The following is a 16,620-nucleotide window of genomic DNA, read 5'->3' as shown; positions in this document are numbered from 1 at the left end:
CTCGTAAACAACTAACTTGATGAGTTTTTAATATATAATTAACCCACCGCCAGCTTAGCTGTCTCATGCCACAAATACGCTGGCATGGGGTGTTTTAATTTCCATGTAATATTCATTGGTTGGCTACCTTCATATTTTACAAAATCAACAGGGCCAAAGTTAACAAAACCCATAGTTCTACCGCTTTCATCTTTGGCTTGTTCACGTACAAATAAAATGAAAGTTTTGTTGTTTTTCTTTTGCTCGATATAACCTAAACCACGACCTGATGTTGGTTTAGCGCTATTTTGTGTTTGCCAATGGAATAAAGTCGGACTTATTGCGTAATCGTGATACATGGTGGTTGCTGTGAACTGACTTTCACATTTATTAAGGGTAACAAAAAGCAATTCAGTATTAGCATTGGCTACATTAAGCACACCTTCACGACTCGATGATTTTTTGCTAAAAGTACTATCACCAAAGGCCACAAGAATATGTTCTTTTGGATAACGAACGTGCATACTTAATGGTGTGCTATCGACAACGGTATTCTTCACTTTTGGCATCGCAAATTCATTTACGTCTAAACGGTCAATTAATAACGCAATTACTTCTGCTAACTCTGCTTGTAGTTCTGGATGTTTTAGCGCGGCTAAACTCTGTTCGATATTATCAAAACCAAGCTTATTACCTGCATTATCCCAAAAGTCGTAATGGCACATTAATGAAAGTAACTTTGCATCTTTATTGGCGTTTTCTACTGCACTTAATGAAAAATCAGCTTGAACTAATTTCTGTAAAAAACGCAAATATGAAATAGACGTACAACTTAATAAACGGTTATTAATGGCGCGATAGTAAGCAGCGTAAATATCTTTTTCTTGTTCAACAATCTCATTGTCTTTAGCTTTATTGAGTAATGTGAACCAACCACCAAACTTCCCAAGCTTCACTTTATAAATATCTTCAAGCTTGTACTGTTCATAAATATGTAAAAAGTTGGTTAGCGTTAATGGTAATGTTGTTATATGTGGGAAGTTGTTAATTAAGCTAATTAATCGATTTCTATTTAATGTCGCTCGGCTAATATTTTGTAATATCATCGCTTGTGTTTTTTCTTGCAACTCAATACGACAACCTAAAGGTAGATGAGGGAAACCTTGCTTGATCTCTTTATCAATAGATTGATTGGTTTTACCTGTTAGTGCTCTGAACTTACTTGAAAAGTCATACTCAGGCCGCGAATTGCCAACAAAATCTAAAATGGTACAACATTCTTTGTTATCGGTTAAACGTAAACCGCGCCCAAGTTGTTGCAAAAATATGGTTAAACTTTCGGTTGGTCGTAAAAACAATAAAGTATCTAGATCTGGAATATCGACACCTTCGTTAAAAATATCAACAACAAACAAAATGTTAATTTGTTTCGATTTTAACGCCTGCTGCATTACCTCGCGATCTTTGCTGTTGTCGCTGGTTAATACGCCACAAGCAATGCCTTTTAACGTGAACTTTTGCGTCATAAATGTGGCGTGTTCTTTACTGACACAAAAAGCTAATGCGCGCATTTGTGTTATGTCGGTTACGACTTCATCAAGGCTTTGTAAAATGCGTAAAACACGTTGATCGTTATGCGTATATAAATTGGTTAACTCAGCAATATCATAACGGCCTCTAGACCATGATATTTTGGTTAGGTCGGTATCATCGTCAATAGCAAAGTATTGAAACGGTGAAAGGTGTCGTTGATTGATCGCTTCTGGTAATCGAATTTCTGCCGCGATGACGTTGCAAAAATCACTTAATATATCTGTACCGTCATGGCGCTCTGGTGTTGCCGTTAAACCGAGTAATATTTTAGGGCTAAAGTGTTTTAATACTGCACGATAACTACTGGCTGAAACGTGATGTACTTCATCAATAACAATGTAGTCAAAATAATCTTCACTCAAGTTAAGTGTATCTAATTGATTACTCATTTTTGAATTTAGGCTTTGAATAGAAGCAAACAAGTGTTGGTACTTATTTGGTTTGTTATTGCCAACCCATAATTCACCAAAGCTGCTATTTTTTAAAACGCCACGGTATGCACCTTGCGCTTGTTTTAAAATTTCTTCACGATGTGCAATAAATAGAAAATTAGCTTCTGGGTTATCACGGTAAAAATTGGCAAAATCAAATGCTGAAATAATAGTTTTACCTGTGCCTGTTGCGGCAACTACTAGGTTTCGGTAGCGATTATGTAATTCACGCTCAACTTGTAACTTTTCTAATATGGTTTGCTGGTGTGAATGCGGTTTTATATCAAAGTAGAAGTTAGTTGATGTATTACTAAAACTACCTTTGGCTTCTTGAAGTGCGTTAGTTAATTTTTCACGACTTTCTATTTCACCATCAAAGTATTCAAAGTCAGGTGATTCCCAGTAGGTTTCAAAGGTACTTAACGATTTATCAATGATATGCGGAATTTCTTTAGAGGTAATTTTCAAGTTCCACTCTAAACCACTGGTTAACGCTGAATGCGATAAATTAGACGAGCCAATGTAGCCAGTATGAAAGCCCGTATTGCGCATAAACAAATAAGATTTAGCGTGTAAGCGTTCGCGGTTGGTGTTGTAACTGAGTTTTACTTCGGTATTAGGAAGAGATGCTAAAAACTCAACCGCTTTGGCGTCCGTTGCACCCATATACGAGGTGGTAATTATTTTTAATTGTTTGCCACTCCGAGTAAAAGATTCTAATTCTTTTTTAAATATACGAATGCCAGCCCACTTAATAAATGATACTAGCCAATAGATTTTGTCAGATGATTGTATTTCTCTTTTAATTTCAGTTTCTAACGAGATGCCTACATTACTGCCACAAAATAACTCACTTTGCGTTAGCCCTGTTATTGGCATGATGGCGTCAACGTATTTTGGGAGATCAGCAGAGATAGGATTAGCTTTATCAAATAGCGCGGTAAGTATTTTTCCTTGGCTGTCTAACAGGTTTTCACTAATGAGTTCTTCATCTTTAATATGAGTGCTTAGCCATTTAACGATAGTATTGGCTAAGTTAATTTGATCATGAATTCGAGTGTCACCACTAGGCACTGAGTCCATAGCTATTTCAATCAAACGGGTTAAGAATCTTGATAACCATGTTGCCGCTTCGCCAGCTTCTAGTTTTCTTTCACCAACATAAAAAGCGTCGCGGTCTAAATTACTTTCAACTAACTGCGTGATTAACTGTTCGTAAATGCCAGTTTGATTCATGAAAATCCTTCTCTATTTAATACTTCTAATTGCTTAAGGCAACGTCTTCGTCTTGTTTTTGCTGCCTTCCTTTATCGTCGGAGAATTGATACTTTGAGTTTTTTTATTTGAAGATCATGGGCTATAACTTCCTTATTACATTAAGATATCAATATACAATATATTATATGAAGCTAATTAGAACGTTAAGTATTAAATATTATTAAAACCATTAGAATCAGCTTCGTTGCAACCTAACCCCCAATATTTTTAACAATCACTAAATTACTGTTTTTTGATCAGCTTAAATTGCTTTTTGCCGCGCTGGATAATCCAAAAACGGTCAAAGAGTGGAAAGTCTAACGATGCCTCTACATGGTTGATTCGTTCGCCGTTCACTTTAATGGCATTATTGCTTATCAACTCTCTAGCAATACGCTTTGAATTAGCAAGCTTAGCGGTAACTAACAAGTCACATATATTACTATTGTGACCGACAGTGATAACATCTAACCCGTCTAGTTCAAGTTGTGTTAGCTCTGATAAGCTTAATTGCTGCACATTGCCATTAAATAACGACAAACTGATACGCATTGCACTGTTTAAACCTACTTCACCATGCACAAAATGCGTGAGTTGCTCGGCCAATATTTGCTGCGCTTTAGGTTTGCCTTTACTTAATTGATCGGTACGTTGAATTTCATCAATCTCTTCATTAGACAAGAAGGTGTAGTAACGTAGGAAGTGGTATACATCGGCATCGTCGGTGTTGAACCAAAACTGGTAAAAGGCATAAGGTGAAGTTTTGCTTGGATCAAGCCAGATTGCACCACCTTCGGTTTTACCAAACTTGGTGCCATCTGATTTAGTAATGAGTGGCAGCGTTAACCCGTACACTTTAGTTTTATTAAGGCGACGAGTTAGATCAATACCACTCACAATATTGCCCCATTGGTCGTTACCGCCTATTTGTAAACAGCAGCCAAAACGTTTATTTAGCTCTGCAAAATCAAAAGACTGTAGTAATGAGTAACTAAATTCAGTAAACGAAAGTCCTTGCTCTGGACGCAGTAATCGTTGTTTGACCGACTCTTTATTTATCATTGCGTTAACAGAGAAATGCTTACCGACATCGCGAAAGAAATCGAGTATATTCACTGAGCCAATCCACTCGGCATTGTTTTGAATGGTTAGCGGTTGTGCTAAATGTGCCGTCATTACTCCTTGTATTTGTGCAGACAATGAATCAACCCATTGTTGAACCGTTTGCTTGGTGTTTAATGACCTTTCTGTGGCTTTAAAGCTTGGATCGCCTATTAAACCCGTTGCGCCACCAATTAAGGCAATACATTGATGGCCAGCATCTTGAAATCGTTTTAGCATCAGCAACGGCACTAAGTGTCCAATATGCAAACTTCCTGCTGTTGGATCAAAGCCACAATAAACCACTTGCGGTGTTTGTAATAGGTTACCAAGTTCTTCTTGTTGGCTGATCTGAGAAATTAAACCGCGTTGGGATATATCGTTCAATAGTTGAGTGGTCATATTTTTACTCTAGCTTTAACTGTTTTATTTAAGTAATGAGTAAAGCTAGGTTAAAGAAGTTAATACATCTCAACAATGTCCCTAAAGGGATAGAGAATAGAATTAATTGCGAGCGATATGATTTAAAAACAACTGAAATAATTCACTTAACGAAGCAACGTTGAGCTGTGAATATATGCGTTTACGATGGTTTTTCACTGTGCCAATGGTTATCGACAAATGCGCGGCAACATCTTTAGAGTCATACCCTTGTACTAATAGCGCTGTTATTTCTTGCTCTCTTAACGTTAGTAGATCTTTACCAAAAGTCGCGACTCCTTCCTTGATCGCTTGGCTGATATTGCTGTGTTTAGAGCTGCCTAAAACAAAGGTGTCATGTGACCAATGCTGATGACATAACGCTTGTATTAGCGGGTAACGATTTTTTAATTGTTGCTTTTGTTGTTCGGTAAATTTTTTTTCTGTCTGCGTGTAGCCAAAGTAAATAACAACCCATCGTGCTGCATCAATACGCACCGTTAAGCCTAATTCATCTTGCCAATTGGTTTCGTGATAAAACTCTTGTTGATAGTTTTTATATTCGCCAATATCTGAGATAACGTCTTGTAAGCTATATACGCCTTCAATATTATTTTGGGTTAAAGCAATATAAAACGGGTCGTAAACAAATGAATGTATTAAATAACGCTGAAAAAGTAACTCTCGTTTAGAATCAATAGAGTCATACAAGTAGATGGGGTGTTTTCCCTGTCGATAACCAAGAATAAGCAGACAATCATAGTCGATAAAATAATCAATAAATTCAACTAGTTGTTGTGAAAAATTAACACTATTAAGCGATGTTATACATTGTGCTAACAGGTTATATTCTTTATTTGTTGAATCTAACGTCATCATTTAATCTCTTGGTATGCAGCAAAGGGTAGTAAACAAGCTTTCAGTATGGGTGTTATGTGCTGTAATTGTATCGTATCTGAGTATATTGATAAGTTTAATACCCGCTTCATTAATTAAGTGAACAATTTTATACGTATAGCGTGTTGAAATATAGCAAGTCACTGAAAAGGACAAGGAACAATTGGCTTAGGTGCTTGCTTGTTGATTGATATGTTTACAAACGTGTAACAACTACTTGAATATTCTTAATAATCTCCCCATATATTTTAGATGACCGATTAGGAGAGCAGATGGACTTATTAAATACAATTGATATAGATAGCATTGTTTATTACTGCTTGGTCGTCGTTTTTATTTTATTTATATTTCGAGGAATGTATAGGTTAGTGGTTTGGAGTAAGAGGATGCCCAAAGGAGCCTTTGTATTTCTAGCTATTTTCCCGCTAATATCTATTTTTCCAATTCCAGCCCAAGAAATCAAAAAACTGGAAAGAATAAAGCAGGAAGAAGTACAAAATGAGGATGAAAGCGGTGAACCGCCTAATGACAATAACGGTAATGTTTAACCTGATAATTTAGTAACAATAAGGCTCTTAATACGGAATATCCAAGGGTAATAGCATAACGATTGAGATCCTGAATCGAGTTCAGTATGCCCAATTATTGAGTCGCAAGTGTAAAGTAGCTATGGTCGTTTAGGGCTTTGCTAATCATCATTGCACCCTCAAGTAAACTTACTGTGGTTATTGCAGCATGAGCGGGGTTAGCTTCGCCATTGGCGGTATGTGCAGCATGTAACCAAGTTAAGTTTTTATCAAAGAAGCGTTTTACTTCAACTTGCACTTTTTCTGGTAAGCTTTCGTTTTGAGCACCTAATAATCCACATAAACACATTTTATCATCAGTTAGTAATGCACCTTTGAAAATTTGAGTGTAAATATCAATAGGGTTTTCGCCTCGTGCTTTAATGTCGTCAACATCACCTAATGCCGCTAAAAAAGCGTCGGTATATTGATGTGCTAGCTCAGCCCCTAAATCAGCTTTTGTAGGAAAGTGATAATGCACACTGGCACTCTTAATGCCTACTTCATTGGCAATTTCTCTAAAACTAAAATTGTTGTAACCGCCTTGGCGTACTTTATTTTCGGCGATTTTTAAGAGCTCTTCTTTTTTACTCATGATCATCTTCCTATGACTTGACGGGCAATTATCTAACAGTAGATTGTCCATTACAAGGCATTTTACTTTGAAGAAATTGCAGTGAATTACATTAACTTTATTAACGTAATCAAGCTAGTCAGGCTTGATGGCACTACGGATATTCAACCTTAAAAAAACACCTACCTACCAAGTGGTAGTTTGTGTGCAGCGTGAGCTTTGTTTAAGAGAATGTCAATTTTTATTGCTAATTATTAGCCTGTCTAAACCTCTGCTTGAAAGGTTTAATAATTATTTGTTTTTTATAAAATAATAAAATTAACCTTTAAATCAGGTTGTTATGTTTTGTCTTACTGGCATTTATAAGTGTTTTTTAAGAACGGATTAAAATAAATCGTTGACTACCTACTAGTAGGTAGATAATATTCCCTCGTTCGAAGCAAAATGTATTTATAAGGCTATTCCACTAACAACTTACAAATATGTTTACTCATTTAACTTATAAAATGAAGGTATTAACAATGATTGGATATACTACTATTGGTTCAAAAGACCTAGACAAAGCTGTTTCTTTTTACGATGCTTTACTTGAGCTAGTTGGCGGTAAAAGAGTAATGGAAATGGATAGAATTAAATTTTATGGAACAGAAGCTGGCGGTGCAATGTTAGCGGTATGTATTCCTCACAATAATGAAGAACAAAGTTGTGGTAATGGACAGCAAGTTGCTATTCCTGGTGGCTCTATTGAAGGTGCAAAAGCGCTTTATAATAAAGCAATTGAATTAGGCGCTACTGATGCTGGTGAACCTGGACAACGTTTTGATTTCTTCTATGGTTCATATGTTTATGATTTAGATGGAAATAAACTTTGTTTCTTCCATATGACTTAATCGTCAATAGTGAAATACACAGCAAAGGTCGATGTTTATCGACCTTTTGTTTTTATTAACTAAGTTGAGCTTAGGTTAAGTTAGGTTAGGTTAATTAAATTGAGGAACTAAAAATGAAAATTGCTGCAGATTTTAGTCAACGTGTTGTTGTGCATAGCGACTCTCTTGAATGGATTGAATCACCTATGCCGGGTGTGCATAGAAGACCCCTTGATAGAGTAGGCGCTGAAGTTGCTCGTGCGACAACCATAGTACGGTATGCGCCCGGTAGTGAATTTTCACCTCATGTACACACGGGGGGTGAAGAATTTATTGTGCTTGAGGGTATATTTCAAGACGAACATGGCAGTTTTCCTGCTGGCTCTTATATTAGAAACCCACCGCAATCTAAACATCAGCCAAGTTCAGCAACGGGTTGCGTTATATTGGTAAAGTTATGGCAGTTTCAGCCTAATGATAGAACGCATGTATGCTTGCAAACAGATTTTATGGGCAGTGTTCCCCATGCAGATTTTAAGGGAATACATGTTACTCCTTTGTATAAAGACCCTATTGAAGAAGTGAGCTTATTACATTTTGAACCGGGTGCTGAAATAACACTGAATGTAGCAAAGGGCGCTGAATTACTGGTATTGTCAGGCTCATTAAATGAGCAAAAAGATACGTTAACAAAGCATAGCTGGCTACGTGTTCCTGTACATAGTGAAATTCACGCTAAAGCGGGTAAAAAAGGTGCAAAAGTTTGGCTTAAAACCGGTCATTTAATTGATATTGAAAATCAAATTATGCGTGTGCAAAGCGCTTAATTTAACAGGTGTTTTACGATAAATTTTAAGTAAATCTGTCCGTTAGTAATCATTTAAAAATTGTTTTGATATTTAGTTTTTACCCTTGGTAACTAACGTTTTGGCGTATTCTAACATTCGTTATTTACCGGATATTCTTGTTCAGCATAAAAGTATCGTTAATATAAGTTTTATGCAATGCGTGCTAGAATAGTAATAATCTTATTTTTTAGAACCATTAGGCGTATTTCATGTCTGAACACCCAACTTTCGACATTTGTGTTGAACCGATAGAACTTTTTAAACTCCTTAAAATAGCCAATATGGTTGGTGGTGGCGAAGCTAAAACCATGATCAGTGAAGGTAATGTTTTAGTAAATAATAATGTTGTTGTTCAAAAGCGTAAAAAGATTCGTCATGGCGATATTATCGAATATAACGGTAATATTATTGAAATTGCTTATAACCCCGCCAAGAAATCAGCCGAGTTTATAAATACCGTAGTATTAGCGAGTAAAAAAGAGCAAAGAAAAAAAAGAGCTAAAAGTAAAGCACGGGCTCTTTCATCTGAAACTAATACTACCCCGTAATTAGTACGCTAAAATATTACATTCGTAAAACCTATTATCTTATAGATAATTAGGTAAAGTGATAGAAATTGCCTCAAGCACACTGTTAAAGATAGCACTAATTATTGTTAGTTTAGGTTTATAATGGTTTCTATCGCTTCAATCACGGCTGCCGATTTTTTTGGATTTAACCCATCTGGGTGTGGTTGAGAAAACTGTCCAATGTCGTTATCAAAATACTCACCGGTATGTTTAGCAATACCGTCTTCTAGTGCCATACGTACTAATATTTTAGCGCCAATACTTAAATCATGGCCTTCAAAACCAAACCCTTCTTTTACCATTTTTGAGGCAAGTAAAGATCCAGGATTAACGGCAATAACTGTTGGCCCTTCGCCATTAAGTTTGTCGGCAAGCACTTTACTCCACATAGTAATGGCTAACTTGCTTTGGGCATAAGCTTCCATGTCACTTAGTTCGGCCTTGCCAAGTAATGCTTCAATGTATACAGGTGATTGGGCAGCAGAAGAAAGGTTAATAATTCGTCCTGAATTGCCAAGTAAGGATAAAAGCGCTTGAGCAAGGCTATAGGGAGAAATAGTATTAACAACAAATCGAACATCTAATCCTTCGGGTGTTGTTGTATTACTAGCTTTAAACACACCTGCATTATTAATGAGTACATCAAGGTTTTTATGTTCATTTTTAATATCTACTATCAATTTTTTAACATCAGAAAAAGCAGATAAATCAGCTAAGTAACTGTTGATGCTTCCTGCATTGGGTATTGTCGATAATAGTTTTTTAATAGTGTTTAACTTTGCAATACTACGGCCATGTATTAATAAATCATGACCAGCCGCCGCTAAAAGCTTTGCGGTTTCTAGGCCAATACCGTCGGTTGCACCTGTGATTAGAATTACTTTTCTCATGTTGTTGCCCTTAAAATAGTAAAGTTAAGTCATAAATTAAGCAGAAAAATTGGGTAATATTTCATCTGCAATACGTTTTAATGTTGCCGGAATATTCAATTGATTAAATCGTAAGTTCAGTGCAACGTGATTTACGCCAATACTTTCTAACGAGCTTAAATAATTAATAAGATGGCGAGTTCCAATCCTAAAGCCTAGGTGAATAGGCGTTGGGGGAAAGTCTGGATCATCAACTAAATCAATATAAAGTGGCTGCATAATGGGTTGAACCGCTCTACCAGCTTCTTTTACCTTGTGTTGAAAATGATTAATCACATGAGTTTGGTCGTCAAGTTTCCTTGGGTAAGTCATCCAAGCATTACTATTCTCAGCAATCCAACTGATGTTTTGTTGGCTACTTCCCGTAATAATTAAAGGAAGCTTGTTGGAAACGGGTTTAGGCAACATATTGATGTTGCCGTCAAGCTGGCCATAGTGATTATTAAAGGCTGGCTTGTCTTGCCACATTCTTTTTATATAAGAAAAACTTTCTCGAAAACGAATGCTGCGATCGTCATATGATTCATTCAATGCAGGGTATTCTTCGGATCTATCACCAGAGGCAACGCCTAAAACTAATCGCCCTTTAGATAAAACATCGGCACTTGCCGCTGCCTTAGCAACATGGGCTGGATGCCTTGTCGGTAATACAATACTTGATACGCCAAGGGTAATGTTTTTCGTTATACCGGATAACAATCCTAAATAAACAAAAGGGTCGAATATTTGTCCGGCATCACCAAATGAAGGCACATCAAAAGGCACATCTCGCAACCATATTGATGCAAAACCTAAGTTTTCAGCGAGTTGTACACGTTCAATATGATCTTCCATGGTCGGTACAGAATTATCAGCGTAATTTTCTATAGGAATAACTAAACCAATACTTAACCGATTAGGTTTGAAAATACGATTGTAACCTCGATTAATCGAGTCAAAATCAACTTGTTCTAACGAGGTGTGCATTTCAAACTCCACTTGTGTTCATTTTATTTCTGTCAGTTTCACTTAAGAATATGGGGCAGAATTAAAAGAGTAACCTACTTAATTCTGCCCAAAAACAACTTAGGCTAAGTACCAATGCTTGCTACAAGGAAATGATTACTAATAGAGGCTTTTAGTACGCGCTTTAAGGTGAATAATTTCTTAAACGTCTACGACGACTTTACCCATGCCTTGACCACTTGAAAGGCGATCGTGTGCTTTACCTACTTCTTCTAAACGGAACGTTTGCTCATCTAACACTGGGCGTAACGCGCCAGTTTCAGCTATTCTGGTTAATGCGTTAAGAACTTGAGCATGGTTTTCACGTTTATAGTTGTGCAACATAGGGATCAACATAAATACTACATGTAATGAAAGTCCTTTAAAATGCGCAACACTTAAATCTAATTCCACCATAGCAACCGTTGAAGCAACATGACCGTTTAACGAGGCTGCGTTAAATGAATTAGTCATGTTTTCGCCACCAACAGAGTCAAAAACTACATCAAACCCATGGCCGTCGGTATGTTTAGCAACGTACTCTTCAACTGTTTCGTTTTTGTAATTAATACCTTTTGCGCCAAGCGTTTCAATTAAAGCGAGTTGTTTATCACCACCACCGGTAGCAAAAACATTAGCGCCCATATAGTTAGCAAGTTGAACAGCAATATGGCCAACACCACCTGAGCCACCATGTACTAAGACATTTTGACCCTTACTTGTATTGGCACGGGTTAATCCTTCGTAGGCAGTAATACCTACCAAAGGAATTGCAGCCGCTTCACGCATAGTTAAATTTTTTGCTTTTCTAGCGATTAAGTTGGCATCAGCAACGATGTATTCTGCCAATGTGCCAGGTAAATCGGCTAATCCACCAGCGCAGCCATAAACTTCATCCCCAACTGAAAATTGAGTAACACCTGCGCCTACTTCTGCAACGATACCTGCAAAGTCCATTCCTAATACTGCAGGTAATGGCGGAGAAAGCGGTAAATCATCGCCCATTTGACGAATCATAGTATCTACTGTATTTACACTGCTTGCTTTAATATTAACGAGAACATGGCCTGCTTTAACGTCAGGCTTTGCGATGTCTGCTACTTCAAACACTTCTGAGCCACCAAAACTTTTTATGATCATTGCTTTCATGAGATTTACCTTTTTTGATTAAGTCGTTAACTAATAGATGTTATTTAATGAAGTCAGTATATTTACTATTAATTATTTTGATAATAGGCTTAAATAAAGAATCACTTTATAGTTTTTGTTGATAATAATGAATATTGAACATCTTAAACTTTTTATTAGAATTGCCGCGACTCATAATATTAGTCTAGCTGGCAGTGAGTTACGGTTATCTCCAGCCGTTGCTAGTGCGCATATTAATAAACTAGAAGCAGAATTAGGGGTTAGATTAATTCATCGAACCACCCGCAAAGTATCACTTACTGAAGAAGGGAGAGCTTTTTTGCCACATGCAGAAGATGTGATCTCTAGTATTGAAGCCGCGCGCGCTTCAGTTGGTGCGGGTAACGCATTTCCCCGAGGCACATTACGTGTTGCAGCGCCCGCCTCTTTTGGACGAATGCATATACTGCCGGCGCTAACACAGTTTCTAACCTTATATCCCGATTTACATGTGGATTTAAAACTCTCCGATACCATAGTGGATTTGGTTGAAGGTGGCTTCGATATTGCCATTCGTAATTCTGCATTAAAAGATTCGAGTTTAATTGCTAAAAAACTTGCACCCGACACTAGAATATTATGTTCATCACCTGAGTATTTAGCCAAAAATGGAGAGCCAAAATCTCCGCAAGATTTAAATTTTCATCAATGTATTACATTAATAGGCCTAGACGATTGGGCGTTTCATACACCCAAGGGACAAGTGAACATTAAAGTGAAAGGCGTATTAAGAACCGATAATGGTGAAGCTGTTCGAGATGCTTGTGTTAATGGTTTAGGTCTTACCATTAGTTCTAAATGGAGTGTTTATAAACATCTACAAAGCGGAGAACTTGTTCAAATACTTGATAAATATCCCATTGCGACTGATACAGCAATTTGGGCTGTTTATCCTAGCTCTAGGTTGCTTGCGCCAAAAGTTAGAGCTTTTATCGATTATTTTGCGGACTATTTTGGCGATAACCCTTATTGGGACTAATTTATTTATCACTTCCACATTTTTTCCACATTGTTTGCACATTTTATGGTTAGACTTCTTTTAAATTACCTTTATAAATAAATTTTGTATGAAAAAATCAATGTTGATGTTGGCGTTAATTCCTATGTTGGGATTAACCGCCTGTGGTGGTAGTGATTCAAGTGATTCGGATGATTCAACTGCACCAGTGGAAATTATTAATGAAGTGCCTGTCGTAAATGCTGGAGCCGATCAAACGGTTACATCAGCGCAAGAAGTGACTATTACTGCGTCTATCTCAGATGATGACGAAATTGTTGCCACTTGGAGCCAAACCGCTGGCACTACTGTTACGATAACCCAGGTTGATAGTACTACTATTACTTTTACAGCTCCTGAGCTTGAAAGCCAAGAAGTACTTACATTTGAACTAACAGTAGATGACGGCACTAATGCGGTTGTATCTGATAGTATTGAAATTACTGTTAATCCGCAAACCACAACTACTGTACCAAGTTTATCAAGTTGGATAATTAATAATGAACTCAGCTCGGAAAAAATTTCTTCAACCTCAGGCAGTGTTTTAGTAAACGTACAAGTTGCTGAAATGGTTACGGTAGTTGAAGATAGTGTGGATGTTGAATATGCGTATGTTGAAACAACGGGTATTCCTAAGTACGACGTAACGATCACCGAATCTATTGTAGAACAACTTAATCAACGTCCTAAAGCTGCTACCGATTTTAGCTCTGGCAGTACTTCAGCCGTAGCTGGACAAGTAGTTACCTTTGGTGAAGACATTGGTTACAACAGTAGTACTGAAAACTGTTTAGATACAGGTGGAGATGGTTACTGGCCTCCAGGTCCAGGCTGTCCTACTGAACAAACAACTCAAGCTTACTTCCCTGCAGAGCCAACAGTAATAGATGAAACTGAAGAAGCGTGTGAAACCGGTTTAGGTAAAATTGGTTTGATGGTTAATGGTACCAGTATTTATAACTGGGGCGATGGCATGAGCGAAGGCAATAACGTTTGGTATAGCCTAGCACCTGTTGCAGAGCAGTACGATGTTGATATTTGTGGTGGTCATGCGGCACAAGGTGATTATCATCATCATTTTTATACTAGTTGTTTAGCTACCTTAGTAGGTGATAGCAGCGATGCGCATTCTCCAATTTATGGTTTTGCTGCTGACGGTTATCCACTTTATGGACCATATGAAAGTGCGAATACTTTAGCGGTTAGTGGTTGGAAAATTCGTGATTACGGTTTAGATGCAAGTGAAGGTGGTTGTAGTACTGAAGGTGAAAGAAGCTGTATTTTAGTTGACCCTGCTGATATTTCTCAAGGTGTTGAAACCGTAGCAAATGGCCCAGCTATTGGTGAGAGTGTAACTACTTTATCTGGTAACGTTTTAGCAGCAGACGATGGTTATTTTTATGAAGATTACTATTATGCTAACGAAACAGTCACAGGCGCTCAGTTAGATAAGCATAATGGTCACGATACTAACGATGGTAAAGGTTATCACTATCATATTACGTTAACACAAGATGCAGACGGTACATTAATACCTGCGTATCCTTATACGATAGGGCCAGATTTTAAAGGCGAACTTGCCACTAATTCTATCAGTCAGTGTGCTACTTCCGCAGCGGGTGGAGGTCCTCCAGGTGGCGGTCCTCCAAACGGATAATTCCTTCTTGAAGTCAAAAATTAACGTAGGGGTAATGCCTCTGCGTTAATCTTATTTTGTAACTGTATTGATATAGTATGTTTAAATTTTAGGTGAAGTTATCCAAGTTATGATGAAAAATTATTTTGTTATTTTAGTAATGATATTGGCTGCTAGCATAGGTGAAAGCAAAGCGCAGTCGGTAAGTAATGAACAAACTAAACCGATGCAAATGGATCATTCGCATTTACCTATTGCGGTGCCAACCAATGTAAAAGAGCCAGCATTAAGTTTGGTATTAAATAAAGATGCAATGTCGGGCTATAACCTACACCTTAAAATACAACGCTATCATTTAACACCGCCACCAAATGGCGTTTCTAGTATGGCAGATCTTATGTCTGTATCTATCGATAAACAAAGCGGCTTTGTTGAAGGTCATGCGCATTTATATATAAACGGCATAAAAATTCAGCGTGTATATGGATTAGATGTGCATTTACCTGATGAACACTTTAAAGAAGGGATAAATACAGTATCGGTAACATTGAACAATCATGGTCATATGTATTGGACAGCTCAGGATAAAAAAATTGTCTCGACACTTTATATTGACAGTAATGCACCTGAGAAGGTTAAACATAAATTTGAAAGCTTTCCGGTAAAAGATGACGACTAATTTACTAAGGTAAAGCGCTCTCATATAGTACAGCGAGGCTATTAACTCACGGCTATTATGTCTAGAGCGATTTAAAGCGAATTTACATGGCTTGACCAATCGGTTGAGATACCATTTTAGGTTTTATAGTTTGCATTAATAGACATAATGAAACTAATACAAAACCTAGCCAGCCAATTACTTTGAACCTTTCTCCAATGATAAAAATGGCGAGTAGAGTGGCAACCATAGGTTCAATTAATGTTATGAGTGTCGCTTTACTTGCTGCAATAAAATTCAAGCCAAAACCGAACAGTAGGTAGCCTAAAAACATTGGAATTACCGCTATATACAACGATACCATAGCATTAGTTGTGCTTGAAAATAAGTTATCACCGGTAAACCATAATGAAGGGAGTAACAGTAGCGCCGCACAACCAAACAACCCTGACATTGACGATTGTGAATGAATACCTCTTTCAATTAAACGCTTTGCTGCCCATGAATAACTTGCATAAGCCAATCCTGCAATACAACCTAAAAGAATACCTACACTCTGCTGCTGAAGACTGTAGGTAGCATTATGGTGTTGCTCTGTGCCTAAAGTTAATAACGTAATACCTATAGCGCCAATGAAAAAGCTACACATCCATTGAAATGATATGCTTTTTTTACTAATTATACATTCAAGGATGGCGGCAAAAAAAGGGGCTGTAGCGATAGAAACAACCGTGCCAATAGCAACACCCGACAAACGCATAGAGGTATAAAATGCTAACGGATAGATAGCAACAGCAGCGGCACCAAAAAGTAATACGCTAGGTTGCTTAAGCATAAGTTTATAGTCAATAAGTAACTTTTTGCGCGCGCTGACAACAAGCAGTACACCACCTATCCCCATTGAGAATGCACCAATAGCTAAAGCACTTACATTGGGTGAATAGCTTGCTGCAATACCTGTGGTTCCCCAAAGAAAACTAGCAATAATAATCGCAATAACACCCGTAAAATTTTCGTGATGAATGTCCATAATGAAACCTGTAGATAATAACTTCAAGACAGAAATAGTATGCTAATTATGAAGGTTATTTTTAACAATTAAGACGCAATAGTTAACAATTCAG

General features: G+C 37.3%; 15 protein-coding genes. 7 read left to right on the top strand and 8 right to left on the bottom strand.

Annotated elements, in window-relative coordinates; genetic code table 11:
* Nucleotides 1-38: 38 nt before the first annotated feature.
* From Q4496_RS02665 to Q4496_RS02655, 3 genes are all read right to left on the bottom strand, one after another.
* Nucleotides 39-3,239, bottom strand: coding sequence for a DUF3427 domain-containing protein (locus Q4496_RS02665; RefSeq protein WP_303609897.1), 3,201 nt, complete (start codon nucleotides 3,237-3,239; stop codon nucleotides 39-41).
* Nucleotides 3,240-3,503: 264 nt separating this feature from the next.
* Complete coding sequence (gene tyrS, locus Q4496_RS02660) at nucleotides 3,504-4,763, bottom strand: tyrosine--tRNA ligase (protein ID WP_303609896.1); 1,260 nt, start codon at nucleotides 4,761-4,763, stop codon at nucleotides 3,504-3,506.
* A 102-nt stretch (nucleotides 4,764-4,865) separates the two neighbouring features.
* Nucleotides 4,866-5,660 carry a response regulator transcription factor gene (locus Q4496_RS02655; RefSeq protein ID WP_303609895.1) on the bottom strand — a complete coding sequence of 265 codons (795 nt, stop codon included), beginning with the start codon at nucleotides 5,658-5,660 and terminating at the stop codon, nucleotides 4,866-4,868.
* 290 nt (nucleotides 5,661-5,950) lie between these two features.
* Here Q4496_RS02655 and Q4496_RS02650 point away from each other — a divergent pair, with 290 nt between their 5' ends.
* Nucleotides 5,951-6,226 (top strand): hypothetical protein, encoded by a 276-nt coding sequence (locus tag Q4496_RS02650; protein WP_303609894.1) that lies wholly within the window; start codon nucleotides 5,951-5,953, stop codon nucleotides 6,224-6,226.
* A 94-nt stretch (nucleotides 6,227-6,320) separates the two neighbouring features.
* Here Q4496_RS02650 and Q4496_RS02645 read toward each other — a convergent pair whose 3' ends face one another.
* Nucleotides 6,321-6,839: a TetR/AcrR family transcriptional regulator gene (locus Q4496_RS02645; protein WP_215971719.1), complete on the bottom strand. Its 519-nt coding sequence runs from the start codon at nucleotides 6,837-6,839 to the stop codon at nucleotides 6,321-6,323.
* A gap of 500 nt (nucleotides 6,840-7,339) precedes the next feature.
* On the opposite strand from Q4496_RS02645, the gene Q4496_RS02640 reads away from it, so the two are divergent.
* The 3 genes from Q4496_RS02640 (at nucleotide 7,340) to Q4496_RS02630 (ending at nucleotide 9,083) form a co-directional block, all read left to right on the top strand.
* A complete protein-coding gene (locus Q4496_RS02640; protein WP_215971720.1) occupies nucleotides 7,340-7,708 on the top strand; it encodes a VOC family protein in 369 nt (122 codons plus the stop codon).
* A 113-nt stretch (nucleotides 7,709-7,821) separates the two neighbouring features.
* Nucleotides 7,822-8,514: a cupin domain-containing protein gene (locus Q4496_RS02635; RefSeq protein WP_215971721.1), complete on the top strand. Its 693-nt coding sequence runs from the start codon at nucleotides 7,822-7,824 to the stop codon at nucleotides 8,512-8,514.
* Nucleotides 8,515-8,744: 230 nt separating this feature from the next.
* Nucleotides 8,745-9,083, top strand: a complete 339-nt coding sequence (locus Q4496_RS02630; protein WP_215971722.1) for an RNA-binding S4 domain-containing protein — start codon at nucleotides 8,745-8,747, stop codon at nucleotides 9,081-9,083.
* A gap of 107 nt (nucleotides 9,084-9,190) precedes the next feature.
* Here Q4496_RS02630 and Q4496_RS02625 read toward each other — a convergent pair whose 3' ends face one another.
* From Q4496_RS02625 to Q4496_RS02615, 3 genes are all read right to left on the bottom strand, one after another.
* Nucleotides 9,191-9,994 (bottom strand): SDR family NAD(P)-dependent oxidoreductase, encoded by an 804-nt coding sequence (locus Q4496_RS02625; protein ID WP_303609893.1) that lies wholly within the window; start codon nucleotides 9,992-9,994, stop codon nucleotides 9,191-9,193.
* Between the two features lie 36 nt (nucleotides 9,995-10,030).
* The gene (locus Q4496_RS02620; protein ID WP_303609892.1) at nucleotides 10,031-10,999 is read right to left on the bottom strand and encodes an LLM class oxidoreductase; all 969 of its coding nucleotides are present in this window, start codon (nucleotides 10,997-10,999) and stop codon (nucleotides 10,031-10,033) included.
* Nucleotides 11,000-11,179: 180 nt separating this feature from the next.
* Nucleotides 11,180-12,166: a zinc-dependent alcohol dehydrogenase family protein gene (locus tag Q4496_RS02615; protein ID WP_303609891.1), complete on the bottom strand. Its 987-nt coding sequence runs from the start codon at nucleotides 12,164-12,166 to the stop codon at nucleotides 11,180-11,182.
* A gap of 127 nt (nucleotides 12,167-12,293) precedes the next feature.
* Between Q4496_RS02615 and Q4496_RS02610 the strand changes: the two genes are divergently transcribed.
* The 3 genes from Q4496_RS02610 (at nucleotide 12,294) to Q4496_RS02600 (ending at nucleotide 15,517) form a co-directional block, all read left to right on the top strand.
* Entirely contained in the window at nucleotides 12,294-13,184 is an 891-nt protein-coding gene (locus Q4496_RS02610; RefSeq protein WP_215971726.1) for a LysR family transcriptional regulator, read from the top strand.
* 88 nt (nucleotides 13,185-13,272) lie between these two features.
* Complete coding sequence (locus Q4496_RS02605; RefSeq protein WP_303609890.1) at nucleotides 13,273-14,859, top strand: YHYH protein; 1,587 nt, start codon at nucleotides 13,273-13,275, stop codon at nucleotides 14,857-14,859.
* Nucleotides 14,860-14,968: 109 nt separating this feature from the next.
* Complete coding sequence (locus Q4496_RS02600; protein WP_303609889.1) at nucleotides 14,969-15,517, top strand: hypothetical protein; 549 nt, start codon at nucleotides 14,969-14,971, stop codon at nucleotides 15,515-15,517.
* An 82-nt stretch (nucleotides 15,518-15,599) separates the two neighbouring features.
* On the opposite strand, the gene Q4496_RS02595 is transcribed toward Q4496_RS02600, so the two are convergent.
* Complete coding sequence (locus Q4496_RS02595; protein ID WP_303609888.1) at nucleotides 15,600-16,526, bottom strand: DMT family transporter; 927 nt, start codon at nucleotides 16,524-16,526, stop codon at nucleotides 15,600-15,602.
* Nucleotides 16,527-16,620 lie beyond the last annotated feature (94 nt).

It is taken from the genome of Colwellia sp. 5_MG-2023 (assembly GCF_030547795.1).
Classification (GTDB): Bacteria; Pseudomonadota; Gammaproteobacteria; order Enterobacterales; family Alteromonadaceae; genus Colwellia.
This window is presented reverse-complemented; position numbering and strand designations above follow the sequence as displayed.

Excerpts from the sequence above, each read along its gene's own strand:
- Q4496_RS02645 (WP_215971719.1), bottom strand. The coding sequence starts at position 6,839 with ATGAGTAAAAAAGAAGAGCTCTTAAAAATCGCCGAAAATAAAGTACGC.
- Q4496_RS02620 (WP_303609892.1), bottom strand. The coding sequence starts at position 10,999 with ATGCACACCTCGTTAGAACAAGTTGATTTTGACTCGATTAATCGAGGT.
- Q4496_RS02595 (WP_303609888.1), bottom strand. The coding sequence starts at position 16,526 with ATGGACATTCATCACGAAAATTTTACGGGTGTTATTGCGATTATTATT.
- Q4496_RS02600 (WP_303609889.1), top strand. The coding sequence starts at position 14,969 with ATGATGAAAAATTATTTTGTTATTTTAGTAATGATATTGGCTGCTAGC.
- Q4496_RS02630 (WP_215971722.1), top strand. The coding sequence starts at position 8,745 with ATGTCTGAACACCCAACTTTCGACATTTGTGTTGAACCGATAGAACTT.
- Q4496_RS02665 (WP_303609897.1), bottom strand. The coding sequence starts at position 3,239 with ATGAATCAAACTGGCATTTACGAACAGTTAATCACGCAGTTAGTTGAA.
- Q4496_RS02635 (WP_215971721.1), top strand. The coding sequence starts at position 7,822 with ATGAAAATTGCTGCAGATTTTAGTCAACGTGTTGTTGTGCATAGCGAC.
- Q4496_RS02625 (WP_303609893.1), bottom strand. The coding sequence starts at position 9,994 with ATGAGAAAAGTAATTCTAATCACAGGTGCAACCGACGGTATTGGCCTA.
- Q4496_RS02640 (WP_215971720.1), top strand. The coding sequence starts at position 7,340 with ATGATTGGATATACTACTATTGGTTCAAAAGACCTAGACAAAGCTGTT.
- Q4496_RS02655 (WP_303609895.1), bottom strand. The coding sequence starts at position 5,660 with ATGATGACGTTAGATTCAACAAATAAAGAATATAACCTGTTAGCACAA.
- Q4496_RS02610 (WP_215971726.1), top strand. The coding sequence starts at position 12,294 with ATGAATATTGAACATCTTAAACTTTTTATTAGAATTGCCGCGACTCAT.
- Q4496_RS02615 (WP_303609891.1), bottom strand. The coding sequence starts at position 12,166 with ATGAAAGCAATGATCATAAAAAGTTTTGGTGGCTCAGAAGTGTTTGAA.
- Q4496_RS02650 (WP_303609894.1), top strand. The coding sequence starts at position 5,951 with ATGGACTTATTAAATACAATTGATATAGATAGCATTGTTTATTACTGC.
- tyrS (WP_303609896.1), bottom strand. The coding sequence starts at position 4,763 with ATGACCACTCAACTATTGAACGATATATCCCAACGCGGTTTAATTTCT.
- Q4496_RS02605 (WP_303609890.1), top strand. The coding sequence starts at position 13,273 with ATGAAAAAATCAATGTTGATGTTGGCGTTAATTCCTATGTTGGGATTA.